We start from the raw sequence: 20,134 nt of genomic DNA, 5'->3' as shown, positions 1-20,134 counted from the left end.
TAAATGGCCGCAAGCGGCATGTGATCACAGACACGCTGGGCTTGGTTTGGGGAGTGGTGGTGCATGCGGCTAACCAGGCAGACGGCGCTGTGGCCGAGCGGGTGGTGGACCCGCTGCGGGGGTACCTGGACCGGATGAGCAAGATCCTGGCCGATGCGGCCTACGAGAAGGTGTTCATGGAGTGGGTGGAGGAGAACCTGCTCGGGGTAGAACTGGAAATCAGCTCCAGGCCCCCGGAGGCAAAAGACTTTGTGCCAGTCAAGTGGCGATGGGTGAGTGAGCGGGCCTTTGGCCTCTTCAACTTCTTTAGAAGGCTCGACAAAGACCATGAAAAGACCACCCAAAGCGCTGAAGCGTGGATACTATGGCATAATTGTCAGCTAATCCTTAATCGTATAGACTGAAAAACAGGGACTTAAAATTTTAAACATGCTCTAAGACGTGATCATTATCTAACTATTGCTGATTTGGATTTGCAATCCAAATTTAAAGGTATGGGGATTTATAATCCCCATATAAAATACTTTATAAAGTAAGTCCTTTAATCTTTTGAATCATGGTTCAGACAAAGGCGGTAGCAGGAACAGAATCTTTGGAAGGGCTTTTTCATTAGAATAATTTTCTTCTAACTAAAGTTGTAACTATAAATTCAGCAATTGGCAAATGAAAAATTGATGAAAATGCATCTAAAGGCTATGAAATCACCTTTTTCAACATTTCTAATTTTGAATTTTTAATCTAGCGAAGTTTAGCTACCATTCTCAAAAAGCAGTGGCCGAAGGACAACAAAAAAAAGTAAATCTTTCCAGCTTTAATAACGACTGGTACAGCCCCGGAGCGGGTGCACTGAAACGAACCATCTGGTATTTTGTAAATGTCTTGTTTTTCGTGAATCCGCTGAATCCGGTTAATGGCCTGAAGGTTTGGCTGCTCCGGCTATTTGGAGCAAAAGTGGGAACAGGTGTGGTGGTAAAGCCAGGTGTTAATATAAAATACCCCTGGTTACTGGAAATCGGAAACCATGTGTGGCTCGGCGAGGATGTCTGGATCGATAACCTGACACAGGTCGTGCTGGAAGATCATGTGACCGTTTCGCAGGGTGGTATGTTGCTGACGGGCAGCCACAATTACAAAAAATCGAGCTTTGATTTGCAGGTAGGTAAAATCGTGCTGCAGGAGGGGGCGTGGGTAGGTGCCAGGGCTACGGTATGCCCGGGAGTTACCTGCGGCACCCACAGTGTGCTGGCTGTCGGTTCTGTAGCGACACATCATTTAGAACCTTACACCATATACCAGGGAAACCCGGCCAAGCCAAAACGTATCCGGAATATGGAATAAATTCATACACGATCCATTGTCTTAGTTCAGCTTAATAAAGATTTACAGGTGAAAATTTCTATCATTACCATAGTTTACAACAACAAAGAAACCATAGCAGATGCCATCGAATCTGTGCTCAGGCAGAGTTACACGGATATTGAATATATTGTGGTGGATGGCCTGTCAACAGACGGAACGGTAGAGGTTGTGAAAAGCTATGAAGATAAAATAGCAAAGTTCGTTTCTGAAAAGGACAAAGGCTTGTACGATGCCATCAATAAAGGCATAGGATTGGCCACAGGCGAGGTGGTGGGCTTGCTGCATTCCGATGATATACTGGCAAGTAAAGACACTGTAGCAGGCATTGCAAAGGCTTTTAAGGCCCATAGCACCGATAGCGTGTATGGCGACCTGCTATATGTGCAGAAAGAAGACACAACTAAAACAGTACGGAACTGGGTATCGGGTGCCTATAACAGAAATAACTTCCTGTTCGGCTGGATGCCTCCTCATCCTTCGTTTTATGTAAAGCGGGAATGCTACCAGAAATTTGGAGTATTCAACACCTCATTTAAAAGTGCAGCAGATTACGAACTGATGCTACGTTTCTTATACAAGCATCATATTACCACTGCGTATCTGCCGGAAGTACTCGTGAGAATGCGGGTAGGCGGTAAAAGTAATGTAACGCTTAAAAACCGCATAAGGGCAAACCAGGAAGATTATAACGCCTGGGTGGTAAATGGGCTGAAACCGAAGGTGTATACGCGTTTTCTGAAGCCACTTCGGAAATTAACTCAATTTTTTTAAAGGCCGACAACAACTCCAAAACAGGCAGATATATAAAAAAAAGAAGACTCCCCATTACAGAGAGTCTTCTTATATGTTAAATTAATTTTTAACTTTTAGCCATCCCTTTTTACGTTAGGGTGTGGCAGGAGGTTGCATGTTATAAAAAATATTTTTTATCCAGATTTCCATCGCGCTCATCTGAAGCCATATTGCGTTGCCGCTAAAGCGTTTCTTCTTGTGCTTTATTTAAGATGGCGCCATACTTTTCTATCAGTTGCCTGACCCCCTCAGCGTCTATTACTTCATCTTCTAAACTCAGCTCTTTTAAATCAGAGAGCAGCTCCTTGTCTGTTATAAACAGCCTGTCCAGGTAAACTCCACACGAGTAAAAACGGCAATATGAACGATCTTCAGTTACCGGAGTAAGCACGAGCAAATCGCAGGAAGTTAGTTTTTCATAAAAAGTGGTAAGCGCCTGCATGGGTTGTAAATATTTGGTAGAAACATCAATGTATCCGTATTTACGCAATTCTACTATAAATGTGGTCAGTTTTTTTCTGAAACGAAGTAAAAATACCTGCTTCCGGGTACTGGTTTTTCCTCTATCAATGCTATGTTACAACATTAACATGGATGGTAAAGTGAGCCTATTACATCTAATTGATTTTACTCTTGCATACCCTTGACATCGGTTTAGCATAAATAGCTTTGGAAGGGCAATTTCATTAGCAGAATTTAAAACTAAAGGCACAAAGGGAGATTTTAAATTATGCTAAAAATAAATTTGTAAGGAGCACCAATAATTTCAGTTTCTGAAAGCATGGTTGTTTTGATGCGGCGGCAGAACAGGAGCAGGTGGCCTGTTCGAAGCATAAAAAAAAGCTCTGGAAGTGTTTCCAGAGCCTTTGTAGCGGGGAGCAGAATCGAACTGCCGACCTCAGGGTTATGAATCCTGCGCTCTAACCATCTGAGCTACCCCGCCGAATTGTGGTGCAAATGTAGAGAAAAGTTTTAAATAAACGCAACACTTCTTCCCAAAAAAAAATATTTTATTTTCAGTATGTTTAAAGAGTGGGAAAATAATACTATACTTACTCAAACACTTATCGAAGGGCATGTATGAATAAGACGACTAAATCTAAATTTGTTTGCGAGTATCCGATAAACGCATCTGCCAAGCTGCTCTATCCTTACTTAACCACGGCCAGCGGTTTATCTGAATGGTTTTGCGATGACGTGATCGTGGACGAAAACAAAATCTATAACTTCATTTGGGATGGCAGAAGCCATTATGCCGAAATGACCGGGCACCGCACTAATAAATCGGTAAGGTTCCTTTTTCTGGATGAAAATAAAAAGCACCTGTCTGACCCTGCCTATATTGATTTCAGCATAGAATCGAGCGAACTAACGCAGGAGCAGTTTCTGAAGGTAGTGGACTACTCGGAGGAAGAGGATAAAAAAGAGCTGGAGGAGCAGTGGGAGTACCTGCTGCAAAATCTGCGCGAAACAGTAGGAGGTTAACACATCTGCCAAAAATGCTTATCTTTGCACGATTTTTGGAGACATGGTGTTCGACTATTGGCACCTGGCACTAAAACAAGCCTCAATGCCGCCTTGGCTCACATGAAGAAACTAGATAAGCTTATACTTCGGTCGTTCATCGGCCCTTTTTTCCTGACATTTGCCGTAGTTGAGTTTATATTGCTCACGCAGTACATGCTCAAATACCTCGACGAACTGCTGGGCAAAGACCTGGGAGGGGAGGTGTTTGCAGAGCTACTGTTCTACTTTAGCATGAACATGACACCGGTGGCACTGCCGCTGGCGGTGTTGCTATCGTCGCTCATGACGTTCGGAACTTTAGGCGAGCACCACGAACTAACAGCAATTAAAACATCCGGCATTGCCCTGCCACGCATTCTGCGGCCTGTGCTGCTGTTGGTGGTGGTGATATCTGTAGGCGCCTTTTTCTTCAACAACAAAGTAGTGCCAAAGGCTAACCTGAAAGCCTATAGCCTGCTATGGGACATTCGCCAGAAAAAGCCTACTATGAACTTTAAGGAAGGTGCCTTTTACAACGGGCTTCCGGGCTACAGCATTAAAATAAACAAGAAGCTCGAAGACGGGGAGTCTCTGCGCGACATCATGATTTATGACCACTCTAAAGGTGGCGCCAATACCACCGTTATTCTGGCCGACTCAGGCAAAATGTATACCCAGTACAACGACAATTACCTGGTGCTGGAGCTCTTTGATGGCAATACCTATGTAGACCAGGACGACCCGGGTATCCGGAATTCGACGGAGCAGTTTGTGCGGCAGCGTTTCGAGGAGAGCAAAATCATTTTCAGTCTTTCTTCTTTTAGTATGGAGCGTACCCGCGAAGAGTACTTCTCCGACAATAAAATGATGAAGAATATTGGCCAGCTCCAGGTTGTGACCGACTCGCTGCGCCGGCACGGAAAACGGGAGCAGGACCTGTACCCGCCCAACATCGAGTCTTTTTACGCCTACTTTAAAGCCGACACCGGCAGCACCAAAAACGGCTTTAAACTGCTCGATAAAAAAATAGAGCGCACCTTGCCTGAAGAGAATCCGGAAATACTTTCGGTTGCTACCAACAAAGCCCGGAACATTAAAAGTTTTACTACGAATTACCTGGAGCGGGTAAATGGCACCCTGCGCGAAGCCAATAACTATGAAATAGAGATCTGGCGAAAGTATACCCAGTCGGCTTCCATTTTTATGCTATTTCTGATTGGTGCGCCACTAGGAGCTATCATAAAAAAAGGTGGGCTAGGTGTGCCGGTTATCATCTCGATCGTGTTTTTTATTCTGATGTATGTAATGTCGATACTCGGAGAGAAGTGGGCAAGAGAGGGCTTAATACCAGTTGAGGCCGGTATGTGGGGAGCAAACATCATCCTGTTCCCGATTGGCTTATTCTTTCTGTACCAGGCTCAGAACGACTCCAGCTTACTGGAAGTAGATTTCTGGCGAAAACTAATGGCACGCCTGCGCCGCAACAAACTAGACGTTTGATGAACGTTAGAAAGGTAGAGAAAGATAAGTTAGGAAATTGAAAGGGGAGGAGTTTACTTGGGTGTGGCAGCTTAAGTACCTAAAGGTTTTAGGTACACCTTGAACCTACCCTTGGCATAAAAATCAAAAATATCCTTTGGAAGGGCTATTTCATTCGAATAATTCAGGGTAAAACAGCTGGCTGCTTACTGGTTGATAAAGAAAAGTAGCAATTCGCAGCTTTGAAGAGGAAGGATGGAGGCAGGCCCGTATCTTTATCAACTCAGGATTCTCAGGGAGTAATCTTCCTGACTTTGACAGAAAACCAACAAAGGGAGCTCGTGTAACTTTCTAAGGCTAAACTTTTTAACTTTCTGCCTCCAGATAACCTCATTTCAATACGGCAACTATTTTTATTACAGATAAACTTTTTATATCTTTGCGGCTTATATAGCTATCCGAACCAAGAAAAACAGTTTGATATTTTTTTATACGCATGAAATTAACTACTGAAGCGAAACAAGAAATTTTTGAAAAGTATAGCCTGAGCAAATCAAAGGCTGATACTGGCTCTGCAGAAGCACAGATCGCGCTCTTCACTACGCGCATCTCTGACCTGACCGAGCACCTTAAAATACATAAGAAAGACTTCGGCACTCGCCTGGGCCTTCTGAAACTGGTAGGTAAAAGAAGAAGACTCCTTAACTACCTGATTAAGAACGATATTGCACGATACAGAGCTATTATTGCTGAGCTTGGTATCAGAAAATAAGCTTATCTGGATTAGGGAATTCCTACAAGGATTCCCTAATCTTTTTTTCTTTACACCTGTTTCTGCCGATAGTTTTACCAGGCTTCTGGCGGCTTCGCCTACAGCTTAATGCCAGTTACCGGCAGTGCAGGCTTTAACCTTTCTCCCTTCCTCCTTTGCCAGTACCGACAGCGGCCACAATGGGTAGCCCTGTCTTTTTTGATGCTATAAACGATACAAGAAGATGTCACAGAACGCGATTACGAAAACCATTGCCCTTCCTGATGGTAGGGAAATTACAATTGAAACTGGTAAACTAGCCAAACAAGCCGACGGATCTGTAGTAGTAAGAATGGGTAACACCATGCTGCTTGCCGCCGTTGTTTCTAATAAAGAAGCCCGAGAAGGGGTAGACTTTATGCCACTGTCGGTGGACTATCAGGAAAAATTCGCTTCATCGGGTAAAATACCTGGTGGGTTCCTGAAAAGAGAAGCCAGACTCTCTGACTACGAAATCCTGATTTCACGCCTGGTAGACCGCGTATTGCGCCCGCTTTTCCCGAGCGACTACCATGCTGAAACACAAGTCACCATAAACATGATCTCCGCTGATAAGGAGGTACTGCCTGATGCACTGGCTGCTTTAGCTGCCTCTGCTGCCCTGGCAGTTTCCGATATTCCTTTTAACGGACCTATTTCTGAAGTACGAGTAGCCCGCATCGACGGACAATTCGTAATCAACCCGCTTGCCACCGATCTGCTTCGTGCCGATATCGACATGATTGTGGGTGCCTCTATGGAGAGCGTATCGATGGTAGAAGGGGAGATGAACGAGGTTTCTGAAGAAGAAATGCTGCAGGCTATCAGCTTTGCCCATGAAGCCATTAAAGTACAGTGCCAGGCGCAGCTGGAGCTTTCGGAACTGGTTGGCAAACTGCAGAAACGCGCGTACTCACACGAGACGCACGACGAAGATCTTCGTCAGAAAGTATACGAAGCCACTTACTCTAAAGCTTACCTGGTAGCTAAAAGAGGTAACGCCAACAAAGCAGAGCGTAAAGAGGGTTTCGCTGCCGTGCTTGCGGAGTTTGTTGAGTCGCTGGGTGCTGACCATGAGTTTGACTTAGGTCTGATTAAAACCTACTACCACGATGTAGAGAAAGAGGCTGTTCGGAACATGATCCTGAATGACCGTACCCGCCTGGATGGTCGTCAGTTAAATCAAATCCGTCCGATCTGGTCAGAAATTAACTATCTGCCGGCTACACACGGTTCTGCTGTGTTTACCCGTGGCGAAACGCAGTCGTTAACCACCGTAACCTTAGGAACGAAGCTGGACGAGCAAATGATCGACAGCGCTATGACTTCCGGTTACAACAAGTTCCTGCTGCACTACAACTTCCCGGCATTCTCTACCGGTGAGGTGAAGCCAAACAGAGGTCCTGGCCGTCGTGAGATCGGTCATGGTAACCTGGCCCTCAGAGCACTCAAGAAAGTACTTCCTGCAGAAGGAGACAACCCTTACACGATCCGTATCGTTTCCGATATCCTGGAGTCTAACGGTTCGTCATCTATGGCAACGGTATGTGCCGGTAGCCTTGCCCTGATGGATGCCGGTGTGCCAATCAAGAACGCTGTTTCCGGAATCGCCATGGGTCTTATTACGGATGAGAAAACAGGCAAATTCGCTGTGCTTTCCGATATCTTAGGTGATGAAGACCACCTCGGTGACATGGACTTTAAGGTAACTGGTACTAAAAACGGTATCACTGCCTGCCAGATGGACATCAAAGTGAACGGTTTGTCGCACGATGTACTGACCCAGGCGCTTGCCCAGGCCAGAGAAGGTCGTGAGCACATCCTGAATGAGATGAACAAAACGATTGCTGCTCCTAACCCGGATTACAAACCACATACTCCACGTTCGTTCAATATCGTGATCGATAAAGAGTTTATTGGCGCTGTGATCGGGCCAGGCGGTAAGGTAATTCAGCAGATCCAGAAAGACACAGGTGCTACGATCATTATCGAAGAGAAAAATGAGAAAGGCCATGTGAACATATTCGCCAGCAACCAGACCGCTATGGACGATGCCATCTCTAAGATCAAAGGCATTGTGGCGCAGCCCGAAATAGGCGACATGTACATTGGCAAAGTGAAGTCTATTCAGCCTTACGGTGCTTTTGTAGAGTTCATGCCAGGTAAAGACGGTTTGCTGCACATTTCTGAAATTAAGCATGAGCGCCTCGAAACAATGGATGGTGTGCTTGAAATCGGAGAAGAAGTGAAAGTGAAGCTGATTGACGTAGATAAAAAGACAGGTAAATTCAAGCTTTCGCGTAAAGCTGCTTTGCCTAAGCCAGAAGCTCCGCAACAAGGCTAATTCGCTTTCTTATAAACACATGATGCCATCTTGCGCTTTAGCAGGCGTGGCATCGTGCTTTTTCAGGAGGCTAACACCTGTTCGGGCCTTTGATTTTATATGAATATATAAGAACTTTGCGCGATTTTCTGTTGTTACCACTGCAAGCCCGAATTATACATTAACAAAACATTTTTTTAATATACAAATCTGATGAGACAACTCAAGATAAGCAAACAGATTACGAACCGCGAAAGCCAGTCGCTTGACAAGTATTTACAAGAGATTGGCAAAGTCGATTTGCTTACTCCAGATGAAGAGGTGTCGTTAGCACAGAGGATTAAGGAGGGAGATCAGTTTGCACTTGAGAAACTGACGAAAGCTAACTTACGCTTCGTGGTGTCAGTAGCCAAGCAGTACCAGAACCAGGGCCTCTCGTTAGGCGACCTGATTAACGAAGGGAACCTTGGTCTGATTAAAGCCGCTAAGCGCTTTGACGAAACGCGTGGATTTAAATTCATTTCCTATGCTGTTTGGTGGATTCGTCAGTCAATTTTACAGGCATTGGCAGAGCAATCGCGTATTGTGCGCCTGCCCCTGAACCGTGTAGGATCTCTTAACAAAATTTCAAAGTCGTTCTCAGAACTGGAGCAGAAATTTGAGCGTGAGCCATCTCCTGAAGAGATTGCAGAAGTGCTTGAACTCACTACAGCTGAGGTTGTTGACACACTGAAGATTTCTGGTCGCCACGTGTCGGTAGATGCTCCCTTTGTACAAGGCGAGGAAAACAGGCTGCTCGACGTGCTGGAGAATGAAGATGAAGAATCGCCTGACACTGGCCTGATGAATGACTCGCTCCGCAAGGAAGTACAGCGAGCCCTCTCTACACTTACCAAGCGCGAAGCCGATGTTATTACCCTTTACTTCGGCCTGAACGGGGAACACTCCCTTACCTTGGAAGAGATAGGAGAGAAGTTTAACCTGACGCGTGAGCGTGTAAGGCAGATAAAAGAGAAAGCTATTCGCCGATTACGCCACACTTCCAGAAGCAAAGCTTTAAAGCCATATTTAGGCTAGTAGTTAACCTACCCACATCAAAGCCCTGGCTAACACCAGGGCTTTCGTGTTTTACTGCCGCCCGTTTTTAGCTGCTGCTTTTTGAGAACCGAATGCAGGCGAAGGCGGATAAATTTCGTATACTTGCACCCAAATTGCAAATTGCACCCTATCACAATGGAAATTGAAAAAGTAAAGTGCTTAATTATAGGTTCCGGCCCTGCCGGGTACACAGCTGCTATTTATGCCTCCAGAGCCGGACTGAACCCGGTGCTATACCAGGGGATTCAGCCCGGTGGCCAGCTTACCATTACCAATGACGTGGAGAATTACCCAGGTTACCCGGATGGCATTAACGGCCCGCAGATGATGGAGGATTTTAAACGTCAGGCCGAGCGTTTTGGCACCGATGTACGCTATGGCATTGCCACAGCTGTAGATTTCTCCTCACAGCCACATAAAGTTACCATTGATGACCAGACGGTTATAGAGGCACATACTGTCATCATTTCTACCGGTGCTTCTGCCAAATGGCTGGGCCTGGAGTCTGAGGCAAGGCTAAACGGTAGTGGCGTGTCGGCTTGTGCGGTTTGCGATGGTTTCTTTTACCGCAAGCAGGACGTAGCCATTGTTGGAGCCGGCGATACAGCTGCTGAAGAAGCCACTTACCTATCTAACCTCTGTAACAAGGTTTACATGATCATCCGTCGCGACGAAATGCGTGCTTCTACGATTATGCAGGAGCGCGTAAAGAACACCCCGAATATCGAGATTATCTGGAATTCCGTAACCGACGAAATTCTGGGCCAGCATGCTGTAGAGGGTGTTCGTTTAAGAAACGTGCTGACAGACGAGCTGCAGGAGATTCCTGTAACCGGGTTTTTCGTGGCCATCGGGCACCAGCCAAACTCCGATATTTTTAAAGATTACCTGAACCTGGATGAGAATGGTTATATCCGGACGATTCCCGGAACATCTAAAACAAATATAGACGGCGTGTTTGCCTGTGGCGACGTGCAGGACTTCACCTACCGCCAGGCCGTAACAGCTGCGGGCTCTGGCTGTATGGCCGCTCTGGATGCGGAACGGTACCTGGCTGCCAGCAACATACACTAAAACCTGTACTACCTGAATATGTAATCCGGAAATGTGCTGTTTCCGGATTGCCTTTTTCAGTGTTAGTTGCAAGTTGAGCCTGACGAATTATTCTAATGAAATCGGCCTTCAGAAGATTTTTTTTAAGTTAAGAGTTAAGGGGGGGGACGACAAAGTGGCAACTATAAAATTTCTCCGCAGCACTAATTCAGCATGTCCTTGTTGCGCGTTCTAAAGAGAATTATGAAAAATGAATTCAATAGCATGGGCGCCTGAAGCAGTACTACTTGTCGGTGATAATACCCGACAAGTGCTGAAGATGTTGCATTTGTGCAATTTATAGTACACCTGTTATAAGTTGATTTTTTATTCTCTTATTAACCGTTTAACATACAGCAATCAAATTATTCAAATGAAAATGGCCTTCCAAAAGAATTCAGCCTCTTTTAGGTTAAGGCTTCAATAGCGGAAGGTATATAATAATATTTAGCAAGCTCTCAGTTTCTTTTTAAGTGAAGTACCTTTAAACAAGCTTATATTTAGTCATCAGCCAGAAACAATAAAAAGACCTTACAGCAGTTTAAAATAGCAGGTAACCCTTTCCGAAGAGTTGCTTTACTGCCAAATCTAATTACAATGTTAAAATTTAAATCAACTTTATATATTGTATTTTTCCTGCTTTGTACTGCCGGCGGAGCATCTGCCCAGAACAATAAGGTGAAAGATCTTTTTAAAGTGAAATCGCCTAAGATACAATATGTAAGGCCGGATACGACCATCCTGATCGAATACGAGGAGTTTCCGGACGAAAGCTCAGATGCAGGGAAGTCAATCCGCTTCAACCCTAAAAAAGAGCTTTCTATTGTTAGCGAAGATACTACGGAGCTGGATCTGGGCGAGCAGCACATTGTAGAAGTCTCTGAAGAGATGCTCATCGACTCGTCCTGGATCAAGATTGCCAGTTACTACGCTATCTGGGACACCCGCAACATTAACCCGTACCGAATGGATGGGCGGCAACTGAAAGACACCGTAGACATTACTCTTTACGACCCGCGGACCAAACGCGATTACAGAATGCCCCTCGAAAAAACGCCTGTTACCAGCCATTTCGGCCACAGAGGCTCGCGCTGGCATTATGGTACCGACATTGACCTGAACACCGGCGACTCTATTTTTGCTGCTTTTGATGGTGTTGTGCGCATAAACAAGTGGGATGGCGGAGGCTATGGTAACTATATTGTAGTACGGCATTATAACGGGCTGGAGACTCTCTATGGACACATGAGTAAGGCTATAGCAGAAACAGGTACCTTTGTAAAGGCTGGCGAACTGCTGGGGCTTGGCGGCAGCACCGGCCGAAGTACCGGTCCACACCTGCACTATGAGGTGCGTTATCAGGGCAACCCGATCGATCCGGAATTAATGTACGAATTTCCGGCTTACCTCATCAAAGACCAGAATTTTCAAATTACCTCTGCCTTATTTAACTACTATAACAGGTCCAAATCTTCTTCGGCTACAGGCGCCAGAAAGTCTACTTACCACACCGTCAGGAGCGGCGATACCTTATCAGGCATTGCTAAACGTTACGGTGTAGGTGTAAGCCAGGTAACGCGCTTAAATGGAATTTCTACGCGCACTACCCTTAAAGTCGGAAGAAAGTTGAGAATCAGATAATGAATAAATATAAAGTAGACATACTGGCTTTTGCCTCCCATCCGGACGACATTGAACTAGGCTGTGCCGGAACCATTATTGCCCATATAGCTGCCGGCAAAAAAGTTGGCATTGTAGACCTGACGCGAGGTGAACTTGGTACCCGCGGAACACCTGAGGTTAGAGCCGCCGAAGCAGAGGAAGCCGCCAGAATTCTGGGAGTTTCTGCCCGGGAAAACTTAGGGCTTGCTGATGCCTTTTTCCGGAACGATAAGGAGCACCAGCTGCGGGTGGTGCAGGCTGTACGGAAATACCAGCCTGAGATCGTACTCATGAATGCGATCCACGACCGGCACCCTGACCATGGAAAAGGGTCTGCGCTCGTGTCGGATGCTTGCTTTATGGCTGGCCTGAAAATGATCAGTACCTTTGGAGATGATGGAGAGCCACAACCAGCATGGCGCCCGAAAGTAGCCTATCATTTTATCCAGGACCGCCTGATTGTGCCCGACATCGTAGTGGATGTAACGCCTTACTGGGAGCAGAAAATGGAGTCAATCCGGGCTTTCCGTTCTCAATTCTATAACCCAGACGATGCGTCACCTAACACTTACATATCATCGCCTGAGTTTCTGAAGTTTGTGGAGGCACGCGCTCTGGAGTTAGGTCACTCGATTGGCGTAACATACGGCGAAGGCTTCACGAAAGAACGCCATATTGGGGTCAGAAATCTATTTGATTTGATTTGAGTGAATAATATTTTAGGGTAAATATATTTAGATAAAAAGTACTGCTGCCGCGAGCTTTCAGCTCGTGGTTTTTCATGATGGCAAGTTTTCAACTCGCGGAAGCAGGCACAAAGGCAATGTGTATACATCCTGATTTATGGAAGAAACAACATTCTCTTGAATCTAAGGCACTTATGCCTGCAGGAAATCCTGATTTTCAAATTGAATGAGTGGTCCAAGCAAGTTGCAAACTCGCTCTATTTAAAACCACGAGGCACTGCAAATAGGTAATGCCTTTGTTATTACTGATGATGCACAAAATGAGCTGCATGTTATAACCTGCCGTGTTTGGCACGATCCACAGACATCTCCAATATAGTATTCTATCATCTTGTAAAGGTCTTGTGAGTAAGATCCATTAGCAGAGGCTACTGGCATTGTAGTCTATGATATAGCAACTAATGATGCTTTACTGCAGAAGAAGGCAATGAAATAGTAACCTGCTGCTGTAAAGACTGTAGTAGCAGCTATGCTAATTTAAGACTAAAACGCCTGTAGCCATGTTTTTGGATCCCGCCCACAAGATCCCTGTGGGATGACAAAAGAGAGATTGTAACGGCCTAAATGAATAATTTATACTAACTGCACAACTTGAGTTAGAATAAAATGCCTCTGGCTACAATCAACTACAATCACTTCAACCTGTTCTTCCGCCAGTTAGAGGCAATAGAGGTGGTGGCAGTTTCTAGAGTTACAGCTGGTGGCCGTGCCTGCGTCAGGAGCAAGGCTGCCAGCACAGCTGCAATTTCATCTGTGTCTGTGTCAGAGACAACCTGTAACGACTCCGGTGTAAAATAGCGCTCAATAAATTTGGTATCGAAATTGCCGGAAATAAAAGCCTCGTGCTCCAGTACAAACTTACCAAACGGCAGGGTAGTGGCTATGCCTGTAATTTCATATTCATCGATGGCTCGCAGCATTTTGGCTATGGCCTCCTGGCGATCCTTTCCGAAGGTAACCAGCTTCGCGATCATCGGGTCGTAGTAGATAGGAATTTCCATGCCTTGCTCAAAACCATCGTCTACACGCACGCCCAGGCCTTGCGGTCTTTTATAGGTCTGCAGCTTTCCTATGTCAGGCAAAAAGTTGTTTGCAGGGTCTTCGGCATACACACGCAGCTCCAGTGCGTGCCCGTTTATTTTGAGTTGTTCCTGGCTGAAATTTAAAGCGTTGCCCTCTGCTATCTGAATCTGTTCTTTTACCAGGTCGAGGCCGGTTATCTGCTCCGTTACCGGGTGTTCTACCTGCAGGCGGGTATTCATTTCCAGGAAATAAAACTGCATGTTTTCATCCAGCAGAAACTCCACTGTGCCGGCTCCCACATAGTTGCAGGCTTTGGCTACGTTTACGGCACAGCGGCCCATTTCATCGCGCAGGGTTGGCGTGAGCACTGCAGATGGAGCCTCTTCTACTACCTTCTGGTGGCGGCGCTGAATGGAGCATTCCCGCTCAAACAGGTGCACAATATTACCATGCGTATCGCCGAGAACCTGTATCTCGATGTGGCGCGGCGAACCGATGTATTTCTCAATAAACACAGCGCCATCTCCAAAGGCAGAGGTAGCCTCACTAACCGCTAGTTGCATTTGCTCTTCAAAATCCTCCACACGCTCTACTACCCGCATGCCTTTGCCGCCCCCGCCTGCACTGGCTTTAATCAGGATCGGGAAACCAACCTGTGTCGCAATTTCTTTGGCAGCCTCTACATCGGTAATGGCTTCTTCGGTGCCCGGCACCATCGGTATGTTATACCTGGCCACGGCTGCCTTTGCTGCCAGTTTGCTGCCCATCAGTTCAATGGCTTCTGGTGAGGGGCCGATAAAAATAATGCCTGCTTCCTGCACCTGCCGCGCAAACCCCGCGTTTTCCGATAAAAACCCGTAGCCCGGGTGAATGGCATCTACCTGCAACTGTCTGCAAACGTCCAGTATAACATCGCCCCGCAGATAAGATTCGCTCGATTTAGGACCGCCCACACATACTGCCTCATCAGCAAAGCGCACATGCAGCGCGTTTCGGTCGGCTTCGCTAAAAATTGCTACCGTACTGATACCCATTTCTTTAGCTGATCGCATTACACGCAACGCAATTTCACCACGATTCGCTACAAGCAGTTTTTTAATCTTTTTCATGCAGAAACAAAGGTTAATTCTATTCCAAATAAAAGGTTTTGTTCTTAAACTAAAAAACTACTTTTTAAAATGCTATATATGATATTTTGATTAAATTGTAAATCATCGTTTAAAACCATAAATTTGCACCGCTGGATTTTATAGCAAAAAGAGAACATGGCTATAGAAGGCAAATTTTATTTCTGAAAATATCTGGATAACTAAATCATTACACAAGGTGGATTTATTTGAAAAGTTGTTGACCAACAGAGGTCCGTTAGGCAGCCACTCACATTATGCGCATGGCTATTTCACATTTCCGAAACTGGAGGGAGAAATTGCCCCACGCATGAAGTTCAGGGGGAAAGATGTGTTGACCTGGAGCCTTAACAATTACCTGGGGCTGGCAAACCATCCGGAAGTGCGGAAGGCAGATGCTGAGGCGGCTGCTGAATGGGGAATGGCGACACCGATGGGTGCCCGTATTATGTCTGGTAACACGAACCTGCACGAGAAGCTGGAAGCAGAACTTGCTGACTTTGTGAAAAAACCAGACGCTATGTTGCTCAACTTCGGTTACCAGGGTGTTGTGTCTATTATTGATGCGCTGGTAGACCGCCACGATGTAATTGTTTACGATGCCGAGTCTCATGCCTGTATTATAGATGGCGTGCGTTTGCATCAAGGCAAGCGTTTTGTGTACACGCACAACGACATGGACAACCTGAAAAAACAGCTGGAGCGTGCCACACGCTGGACGGAGAATACAGGTGGTGCTATTCTGGTTATCACAGAAGGTGTCTTCGGGATGTCCGGTAACCTGGGCAAACTGAAAGAGATTGTTGCCATGAAGGAGCAGTTCAATTTCAGGTTGTTTATTGATGATGCGCACGGCTTTGGTACCATGGGTGCCACCGGAGCTGGTGCCGGTGAGGAACTGGGCGTACAGGATGGCGTTGATATTTACTTCTCTACGTTTGCCAAGTCTATGGCCAGTATCGGAGCCTTTGTGGCCTCTAACGAGCAAGTGGTAGAGTACCTGCGCTACAACATGCGTTCCCAGATATTTGCCAAGTCGCTGCCAATGCCGCTGGTAGTAGGTGCCCTTAAGCGCCTGGAACTATTGCGTACACAGCCGGAACTGAAAGCAAAGCTTTGGGAAGTGGTGAACGCGCTGCAGTCAGGCCTGCGCGAAAAAGGCTTTAACATCGGAACAACGGAGTCTCCGGTTACGCCTGTTTTCCTGAACGGCCAGATACCAGATGCAACCCAACTGACGCTCGACCTGCGTGAGAACTACAGCATTTTCTGCTCGATCGTGGTGTACCCGGTCGTGCCGAAAGATGTGATCATGCTACGCCTGATTCCGACCGCCAGCCATACCCTGGAGGACGTAAAAGAGACGATTGCTGCCTTCGAGAAAATTGCATCTAAATTGGACAAGGGTCTTTACTCCAAGTCTACAGTTACCGCCTAGGCAGCTAAAATCGCATATATTAAAAATTCGTAATTTTTGCTTGTTATCATTTAATTAGTATATTGGAGCGATAAAACAAAATGTTTAACTCAAACTAATAGCTCACATGAATAACAACTTCAGCAAACTGAAAGACTTGGTAATGTCTCTGGAATCGGACTTCGAGAAGTTTTACGACAAGAACAACGCGGCTGCAGGTACTCGTGTACGTAAAGGCATGCAGGATCTGAAAAACCTGGCACAGGACATTCGTAAAGAAGTGCAGGATATGAAAAACTCATCTGAAGCTAAATAAGCAGCAGATATTGTTAATACAAACAAAAAAGGTGGCCATTTAAAGCCACCTTTTTTGTTTGTAAAATATTGATAATGAGTTATATAACTGCAATTAAGTAGTAGTTTTTCTTGCCTTTCTGCACCACCAGGTATTTGTGCTGCAACAGGTCAAAGGCTACGGCATCATCCGGACCAAGTACTTTTTGCCGGTTCACGCTAACGCCGCCGTTCTTAATCATCTTTTTGGCTTCACCCTTCGACGCGAAAATCTGGCTTCCTGTGGCTTCAGAGAGCAAATCGCTCACGCTAGCCACCTGCTCGTAATCTGCACGGGCTACCTGCACCTGTGGCACACCTTCGAACACCGATAGCAAAACATCTTCCCGAAGCCCTTGGAGCGTCTGTAAATCACCTTTTCCAAATAATATTTCAGAGGCATCTACAGCGGCCTGGTACTCATCTTCTGAATGCACCCGAATAGTAACATCCTTAGCTAAGGCTTTTTGCAATACACGCAGGTGTGGTGCTTGTTTATGTTCTGCCGTGATGGCCGTAATCTCTGCCTCCGAAAGCAATGTGTAAACCTTTATCAACTTCTCAGCCTCCTCATCGGAGAGGTTAAGCCAGAACTGGTAGAACTTGTAAGGAGAGGTCAGGTTAGGGTCGAGCCACACGTTGCCTCCTTCCGATTTTCCGAACTTGGTACCGTCTGCTTTGGTAACCAGTTTACCTACCAGCGCATAGGCTTTGCCGCCATCTATTCTTCTGATCAGTTCCGTGCCAGACGTAATGTTTCCCCACTGGTCGGAGGCACCCATCTGCAGCCGCACGTTTTTGTGCTTATACAAATGGTAAAAGTCGTAGCCCTGAATGAGCTGGTAAGAGAATTCTGTAAACGAGAGGCCTTCGGTACGGTCTCCCTCTTCATCGGCGGAGATTCGTTTTTTTACTGAGTCTTTCGCCATCATATAATTTACGGTCAGGTGCTTGCCCACCTCTCGCAGAAAACCCAGAAAGCTGAACTCCTTAAACCAATCGTAGTTGTTTACTATTTCGGCAGAGTTAGCACCGCTGTTGAAGTCCAGGAACTTCTCGAGTTGTTTTCTGATGCCTTCCTGGTTAGCGGCCAGGGCTTCTTCTGAGAGAAGGTTACGCTCAGCCGATTTGCCGGAAGGGTCTCCGATCATACCGGTGGCACCACCTACCAGTGCCACTGGCTTGTGACCTGCCCGCTGAAGCTGCACCAACAGCATAATAGTGGCCAGGTTGCCAATGTGCAACGACTGTGCCGTGGGGTCAAAACCTATATAACCCGTTGTCATGCCCGAGGCGAGTTGTTCTTCTGTGCCCGGCATGAAATCGTGGAGCATGCCTCTCCATCTTAGTTCTTCAATCAGATTCATGTAGCCTGTATCTTCTTTATTCGGGAGCAAAGATAAAAAAGAGTTGTGAGTTTGGGCTTTAAAATCCTGACCTTAGTTAACCCTTGACCATTTTTCGGCCTTAAACCCTTTGGAAGCCTATTTTCATTAGAATAAATGCTGATTGTTAGTTGCTGATTGCTAAATCGTCTGAAGGTTGATCAAGAAAAGATTTGTAGAAGTGGAGTAAATAAGGTGTGTGCAGGCAATTTGCCTTAATCTTCCATACTGGTGCTTCTTCTCCTTATCCATTTCTCCAGTTCAACAATAAAATACATCACGATGCCTGCTGCCACTATGCGTACCCAACTCATGGCTGAAATAGGAGCGGTGCCAAATAGTTTGTTCATGAACGGAGCATATACAAAAGCCAGCTGAAGCGCCAGCATAAGGCCGATGCCATAAAAAATCATAGGATTAGAGAAAAAACCTGAAGGAAAAAACGGGTTGCGGAGCGAGCGACAGTTGAGCAGGTAAAACGACTGCAGCACGATAAATACTGTACAGGCAGCAGCTCTTGCCTCTTCCAGGGAGGCTCCTTGGTAGTCTAGTTCATAGTGAAACAAACCGAAGGTGGCAATCAGTAAGAGGGTGCCCACGAGCAAGGTACGCACGATCAGGCTTTTGGTCAGGATGGGCTGGTTGTGTTGGCGTGGCGGGCGTTCCATAACACCTTTTTCCTGCGGCTCAAATGCCAGCGTAAGCCCCAGCAGCACCGCCGTAGTCATGTTTATCCAGAGTATCTGAACCGGAGTGGCTGCTAATACGGTGCCTGCTATTACGGCCGCTAAAATGACCAGCCCTTCGCTCAGGTTGGTCGGAATGGTCCAGACAATGAATTTTGTCAGGTTGTCGAACACGTTGCGGCCTTCTTCTACGGCACTCTCTATAGAAGTAAAGTTGTCGTTTGTCAGCACCATGTCAGAGGCATCTTTGGCTACGTCGGTTCCGGTTATGCCCATGGCTATGCCAATATCGGCCTGCTTCAGTGCGGGGGCATCGTTTACGCCATCACCGGTCATGGCTACAATATGGTTTCTGGACTGCAGCGCTTTTACCAGCCGCAGCTTCTGGTCGGGCGAAACCCGGGCGAAAACAGCTGTACTTTCGGCTACATCGGCTATGTCAGCATCCGTCACTTTAGAGAGTTCGCGGCCTGTCATAGCTACTAACCTTCCGTTTTCTTCTCGACCTTTCAGTCCGATTTGAGCGGCAATGGTAGAGGCTGTTAAGGCATGGTCGCCGGTAATCATTTTGACGGTGATGCCTGCTTTTTGGCACATGGCTACTGCCTGTTTTACAGCTTCGCGCGGCGGGTCTATCATGCCCTGAAATCCCAGAAAGGTAAGGCCACTTTCTACATCCTCGTGCGCAATGTCTGTTTTTTCTGATGAGGTGGTGGCAAAGGCCAGCACCCGCAGGCCATTCGCTGCCATCTCATCAGAAATACGGTGAATTTCATCTTTGGAGAAGGCTTCCTGCTGGCCCTGCGCATTTAACTGGGTACTGCATCTGGCGGCAATGGCCTCCAGGGAGCCTTTCATGTAAACTTTTTGCTGTTGCTCCTGCCTGTGCAGCGTAGCCATGTATTTGTAATCAGATTCAAAAGGAATTGTGTCGAGGCGTGTAAACTGTTTTTCCAGGTCCTGCCGGTTAAATCCTGCCTTTTGGGCAGTAACAAGTAAAGCACCTTCTGTTGGGTCGCCTTCTACTGCCAGTTGCCCATCTTTCTCTTTTATGGCTGAGTCGTTGCAGAGCATGCCGCTTAGCAAAAGCTCACGAAGCGCCGGGTGCTCCTCCACATTCACTGAATTATCCTGCTGCAGGATGTTTCCCTCTGGCTCATAGCCCTGACCACTTACTTCATAGGTTTTACCGCCGGCCACTATCTTTCTTACAGTCATCTGGTTTTCGGTAAGGGTGCCGGTTTTGTCGGAGCAGATAACGGTGGTGCTACCCAGCGTCTCTACGGCCACCAGCTTCCGGATAATGGCTTTGCGTT

The 20,134-nt window shown here is 46.4% G+C and carries 17 protein-coding genes and 1 tRNA gene; 13 read left to right on the top strand and 5 right to left on the bottom strand.

Going from position 1 to position 20,134, the window contains the following annotated elements:
• The 3 genes from FVR03_RS20640 to FVR03_RS20630 all read left to right on the top strand — a co-directional run.
• On the top strand, positions 1 to 404 hold a 404-nt coding region (locus tag FVR03_RS20640; protein ID WP_147923672.1), incomplete at its 5' end, for a transposase.
• Between the two features lie 367 nt (positions 405 to 771).
• Positions 772 to 1,338 (top strand): WcaF family extracellular polysaccharide biosynthesis acetyltransferase, encoded by a 567-nt coding sequence (locus FVR03_RS20635; protein WP_147923671.1) that lies wholly within the window; start codon positions 772 to 774, stop codon positions 1,336 to 1,338.
• Positions 1,339 to 1,386: 48 nt separating this feature from the next.
• Positions 1,387 to 2,130, top strand: coding sequence for a glycosyltransferase family 2 protein (locus tag FVR03_RS20630; RefSeq protein WP_147923670.1), 744 nt, complete (start codon positions 1,387 to 1,389; stop codon positions 2,128 to 2,130).
• A gap of 202 nt (positions 2,131 to 2,332) precedes the next feature.
• Here the strand turns inward: FVR03_RS20630 and FVR03_RS20625 are convergent, their stop codons facing one another.
• Both FVR03_RS20625 and FVR03_RS20620 read right to left on the bottom strand, forming a co-directional pair.
• Entirely contained in the window at positions 2,333 to 2,641 is a 309-nt protein-coding gene (locus FVR03_RS20625; RefSeq protein WP_147923669.1) for a hypothetical protein, read from the bottom strand.
• 379 nt (positions 2,642 to 3,020) lie between these two features.
• Positions 3,021 to 3,094 (bottom strand) — tRNA-Met (locus FVR03_RS20620).
• Between the two features lie 137 nt (positions 3,095 to 3,231).
• Between FVR03_RS20620 and FVR03_RS20615 the strand changes: the two genes are divergently transcribed.
• The 8 genes from FVR03_RS20615 (at position 3,232) to bshB1 (ending at position 12,808) form a co-directional block, all read left to right on the top strand.
• Positions 3,232 to 3,636 (top strand): START-like domain-containing protein, encoded by a 405-nt coding sequence (locus tag FVR03_RS20615; protein ID WP_147923668.1) that lies wholly within the window; start codon positions 3,232 to 3,234, stop codon positions 3,634 to 3,636.
• A 102-nt stretch (positions 3,637 to 3,738) separates the two neighbouring features.
• Positions 3,739 to 5,157: an LptF/LptG family permease gene (locus FVR03_RS20610; RefSeq protein ID WP_147923667.1), complete on the top strand. Its 1,419-nt coding sequence runs from the start codon at positions 3,739 to 3,741 to the stop codon at positions 5,155 to 5,157.
• A gap of 475 nt (positions 5,158 to 5,632) precedes the next feature.
• Positions 5,633 to 5,908, top strand: coding sequence for a 30S ribosomal protein S15 (gene rpsO, locus FVR03_RS20605; protein WP_147923666.1), 276 nt, complete (start codon positions 5,633 to 5,635; stop codon positions 5,906 to 5,908).
• Between the two features lie 223 nt (positions 5,909 to 6,131).
• Complete coding sequence (pnp, locus tag FVR03_RS20600; protein ID WP_147923665.1) at positions 6,132 to 8,270, top strand: polyribonucleotide nucleotidyltransferase; 2,139 nt, start codon at positions 6,132 to 6,134, stop codon at positions 8,268 to 8,270.
• Between the two features lie 192 nt (positions 8,271 to 8,462).
• Positions 8,463 to 9,326 carry a sigma-70 family RNA polymerase sigma factor gene (locus tag FVR03_RS20595; RefSeq protein ID WP_007656436.1) on the top strand — a complete coding sequence of 288 codons (864 nt, stop codon included), beginning with the start codon at positions 8,463 to 8,465 and terminating at the stop codon, positions 9,324 to 9,326.
• A gap of 156 nt (positions 9,327 to 9,482) precedes the next feature.
• A complete protein-coding gene (gene trxB, locus FVR03_RS20590; RefSeq protein ID WP_147923664.1) occupies positions 9,483 to 10,421 on the top strand; it encodes a thioredoxin-disulfide reductase in 939 nt (312 codons plus the stop codon).
• Between the two features lie 696 nt (positions 10,422 to 11,117).
• Positions 11,118 to 12,080 carry a M23 family metallopeptidase gene (locus FVR03_RS20585; RefSeq protein WP_255474328.1) on the top strand — a complete coding sequence of 321 codons (963 nt, stop codon included), beginning with the start codon at positions 11,118 to 11,120 and terminating at the stop codon, positions 12,078 to 12,080.
• Positions 12,080 to 12,808 carry a bacillithiol biosynthesis deacetylase BshB1 gene (gene bshB1 / locus FVR03_RS20580; protein WP_147923662.1) on the top strand — a complete coding sequence of 243 codons (729 nt, stop codon included), beginning with the start codon at positions 12,080 to 12,082 and terminating at the stop codon, positions 12,806 to 12,808. The genes FVR03_RS20585 and bshB1 overlap by 1 nt, the downstream gene beginning before the upstream one ends.
• Positions 12,809 to 13,479: 671 nt before the next feature.
• On the opposite strand, the gene accC is transcribed toward bshB1, so the two are convergent.
• Entirely contained in the window at positions 13,480 to 14,979 is a 1,500-nt protein-coding gene (accC, locus tag FVR03_RS20575; protein ID WP_147923661.1) for an acetyl-CoA carboxylase biotin carboxylase subunit, read from the bottom strand.
• Between the two features lie 217 nt (positions 14,980 to 15,196).
• On the opposite strand from accC, the gene FVR03_RS20570 reads away from it, so the two are divergent.
• Complete coding sequence (locus FVR03_RS20570) at positions 15,197 to 16,435, top strand: aminotransferase class I/II-fold pyridoxal phosphate-dependent enzyme (RefSeq protein WP_147923660.1); 1,239 nt, start codon at positions 15,197 to 15,199, stop codon at positions 16,433 to 16,435.
• A 106-nt stretch (positions 16,436 to 16,541) separates the two neighbouring features.
• On the top strand, positions 16,542 to 16,730 hold the full coding sequence (locus FVR03_RS20565; protein ID WP_147923659.1) for a BF3379 family histone-like protein: 189 nt from the start codon (positions 16,542 to 16,544) through the stop codon (positions 16,728 to 16,730).
• 79 nt (positions 16,731 to 16,809) lie between these two features.
• On the opposite strand, the gene tyrS is transcribed toward FVR03_RS20565, so the two are convergent.
• Both tyrS and FVR03_RS20555 read right to left on the bottom strand, forming a co-directional pair.
• Complete coding sequence (gene tyrS, locus FVR03_RS20560) at positions 16,810 to 18,114, bottom strand: tyrosine--tRNA ligase (RefSeq protein ID WP_147923658.1); 1,305 nt, start codon at positions 18,112 to 18,114, stop codon at positions 16,810 to 16,812.
• A gap of 233 nt (positions 18,115 to 18,347) precedes the next feature.
• Positions 18,348 to 20,134, bottom strand: a 1,787-nt coding sequence (locus FVR03_RS20555) for a cation-translocating P-type ATPase (RefSeq protein WP_147923657.1), incomplete at its 5' end; no start/stop codon positions are given.

Origin of the sequence: Pontibacter qinzhouensis (assembly GCF_008017455.1) — a bacterium.
GTDB classification, from domain to species: domain Bacteria; phylum Bacteroidota; class Bacteroidia; order Cytophagales; family Hymenobacteraceae; genus Pontibacter; species Pontibacter qinzhouensis.
Note: the sequence above shows the minus strand (reverse complement) of the source record. Positions and strands in the feature narration are given on the sequence as shown.

Coding starts and splice junctions, on each gene's coding strand:
- FVR03_RS20595 (WP_007656436.1), top strand. CDS start 8,463: ATGAGACAACTCAAGATAAGCAAACAGATTACGAACCGCGAAAGCCAG.
- FVR03_RS20565 (WP_147923659.1), top strand. CDS start 16,542: ATGAATAACAACTTCAGCAAACTGAAAGACTTGGTAATGTCTCTGGAA.
- rpsO (WP_147923666.1), top strand. CDS start 5,633: ATGAAATTAACTACTGAAGCGAAACAAGAAATTTTTGAAAAGTATAGC.
- tyrS (WP_147923658.1), bottom strand. CDS start 18,114: ATGAATCTGATTGAAGAACTAAGATGGAGAGGCATGCTCCACGATTTC.
- pnp (WP_147923665.1), top strand. CDS start 6,132: ATGTCACAGAACGCGATTACGAAAACCATTGCCCTTCCTGATGGTAGG.
- FVR03_RS20610 (WP_147923667.1), top strand. CDS start 3,739: ATGAAGAAACTAGATAAGCTTATACTTCGGTCGTTCATCGGCCCTTTT.
- bshB1 (WP_147923662.1), top strand. CDS start 12,080: ATGAATAAATATAAAGTAGACATACTGGCTTTTGCCTCCCATCCGGAC.
- accC (WP_147923661.1), bottom strand. CDS start 14,979: ATGAAAAAGATTAAAAAACTGCTTGTAGCGAATCGTGGTGAAATTGCG.
- FVR03_RS20615 (WP_147923668.1), top strand. CDS start 3,232: ATGAATAAGACGACTAAATCTAAATTTGTTTGCGAGTATCCGATAAAC.
- trxB (WP_147923664.1), top strand. CDS start 9,483: ATGGAAATTGAAAAAGTAAAGTGCTTAATTATAGGTTCCGGCCCTGCC.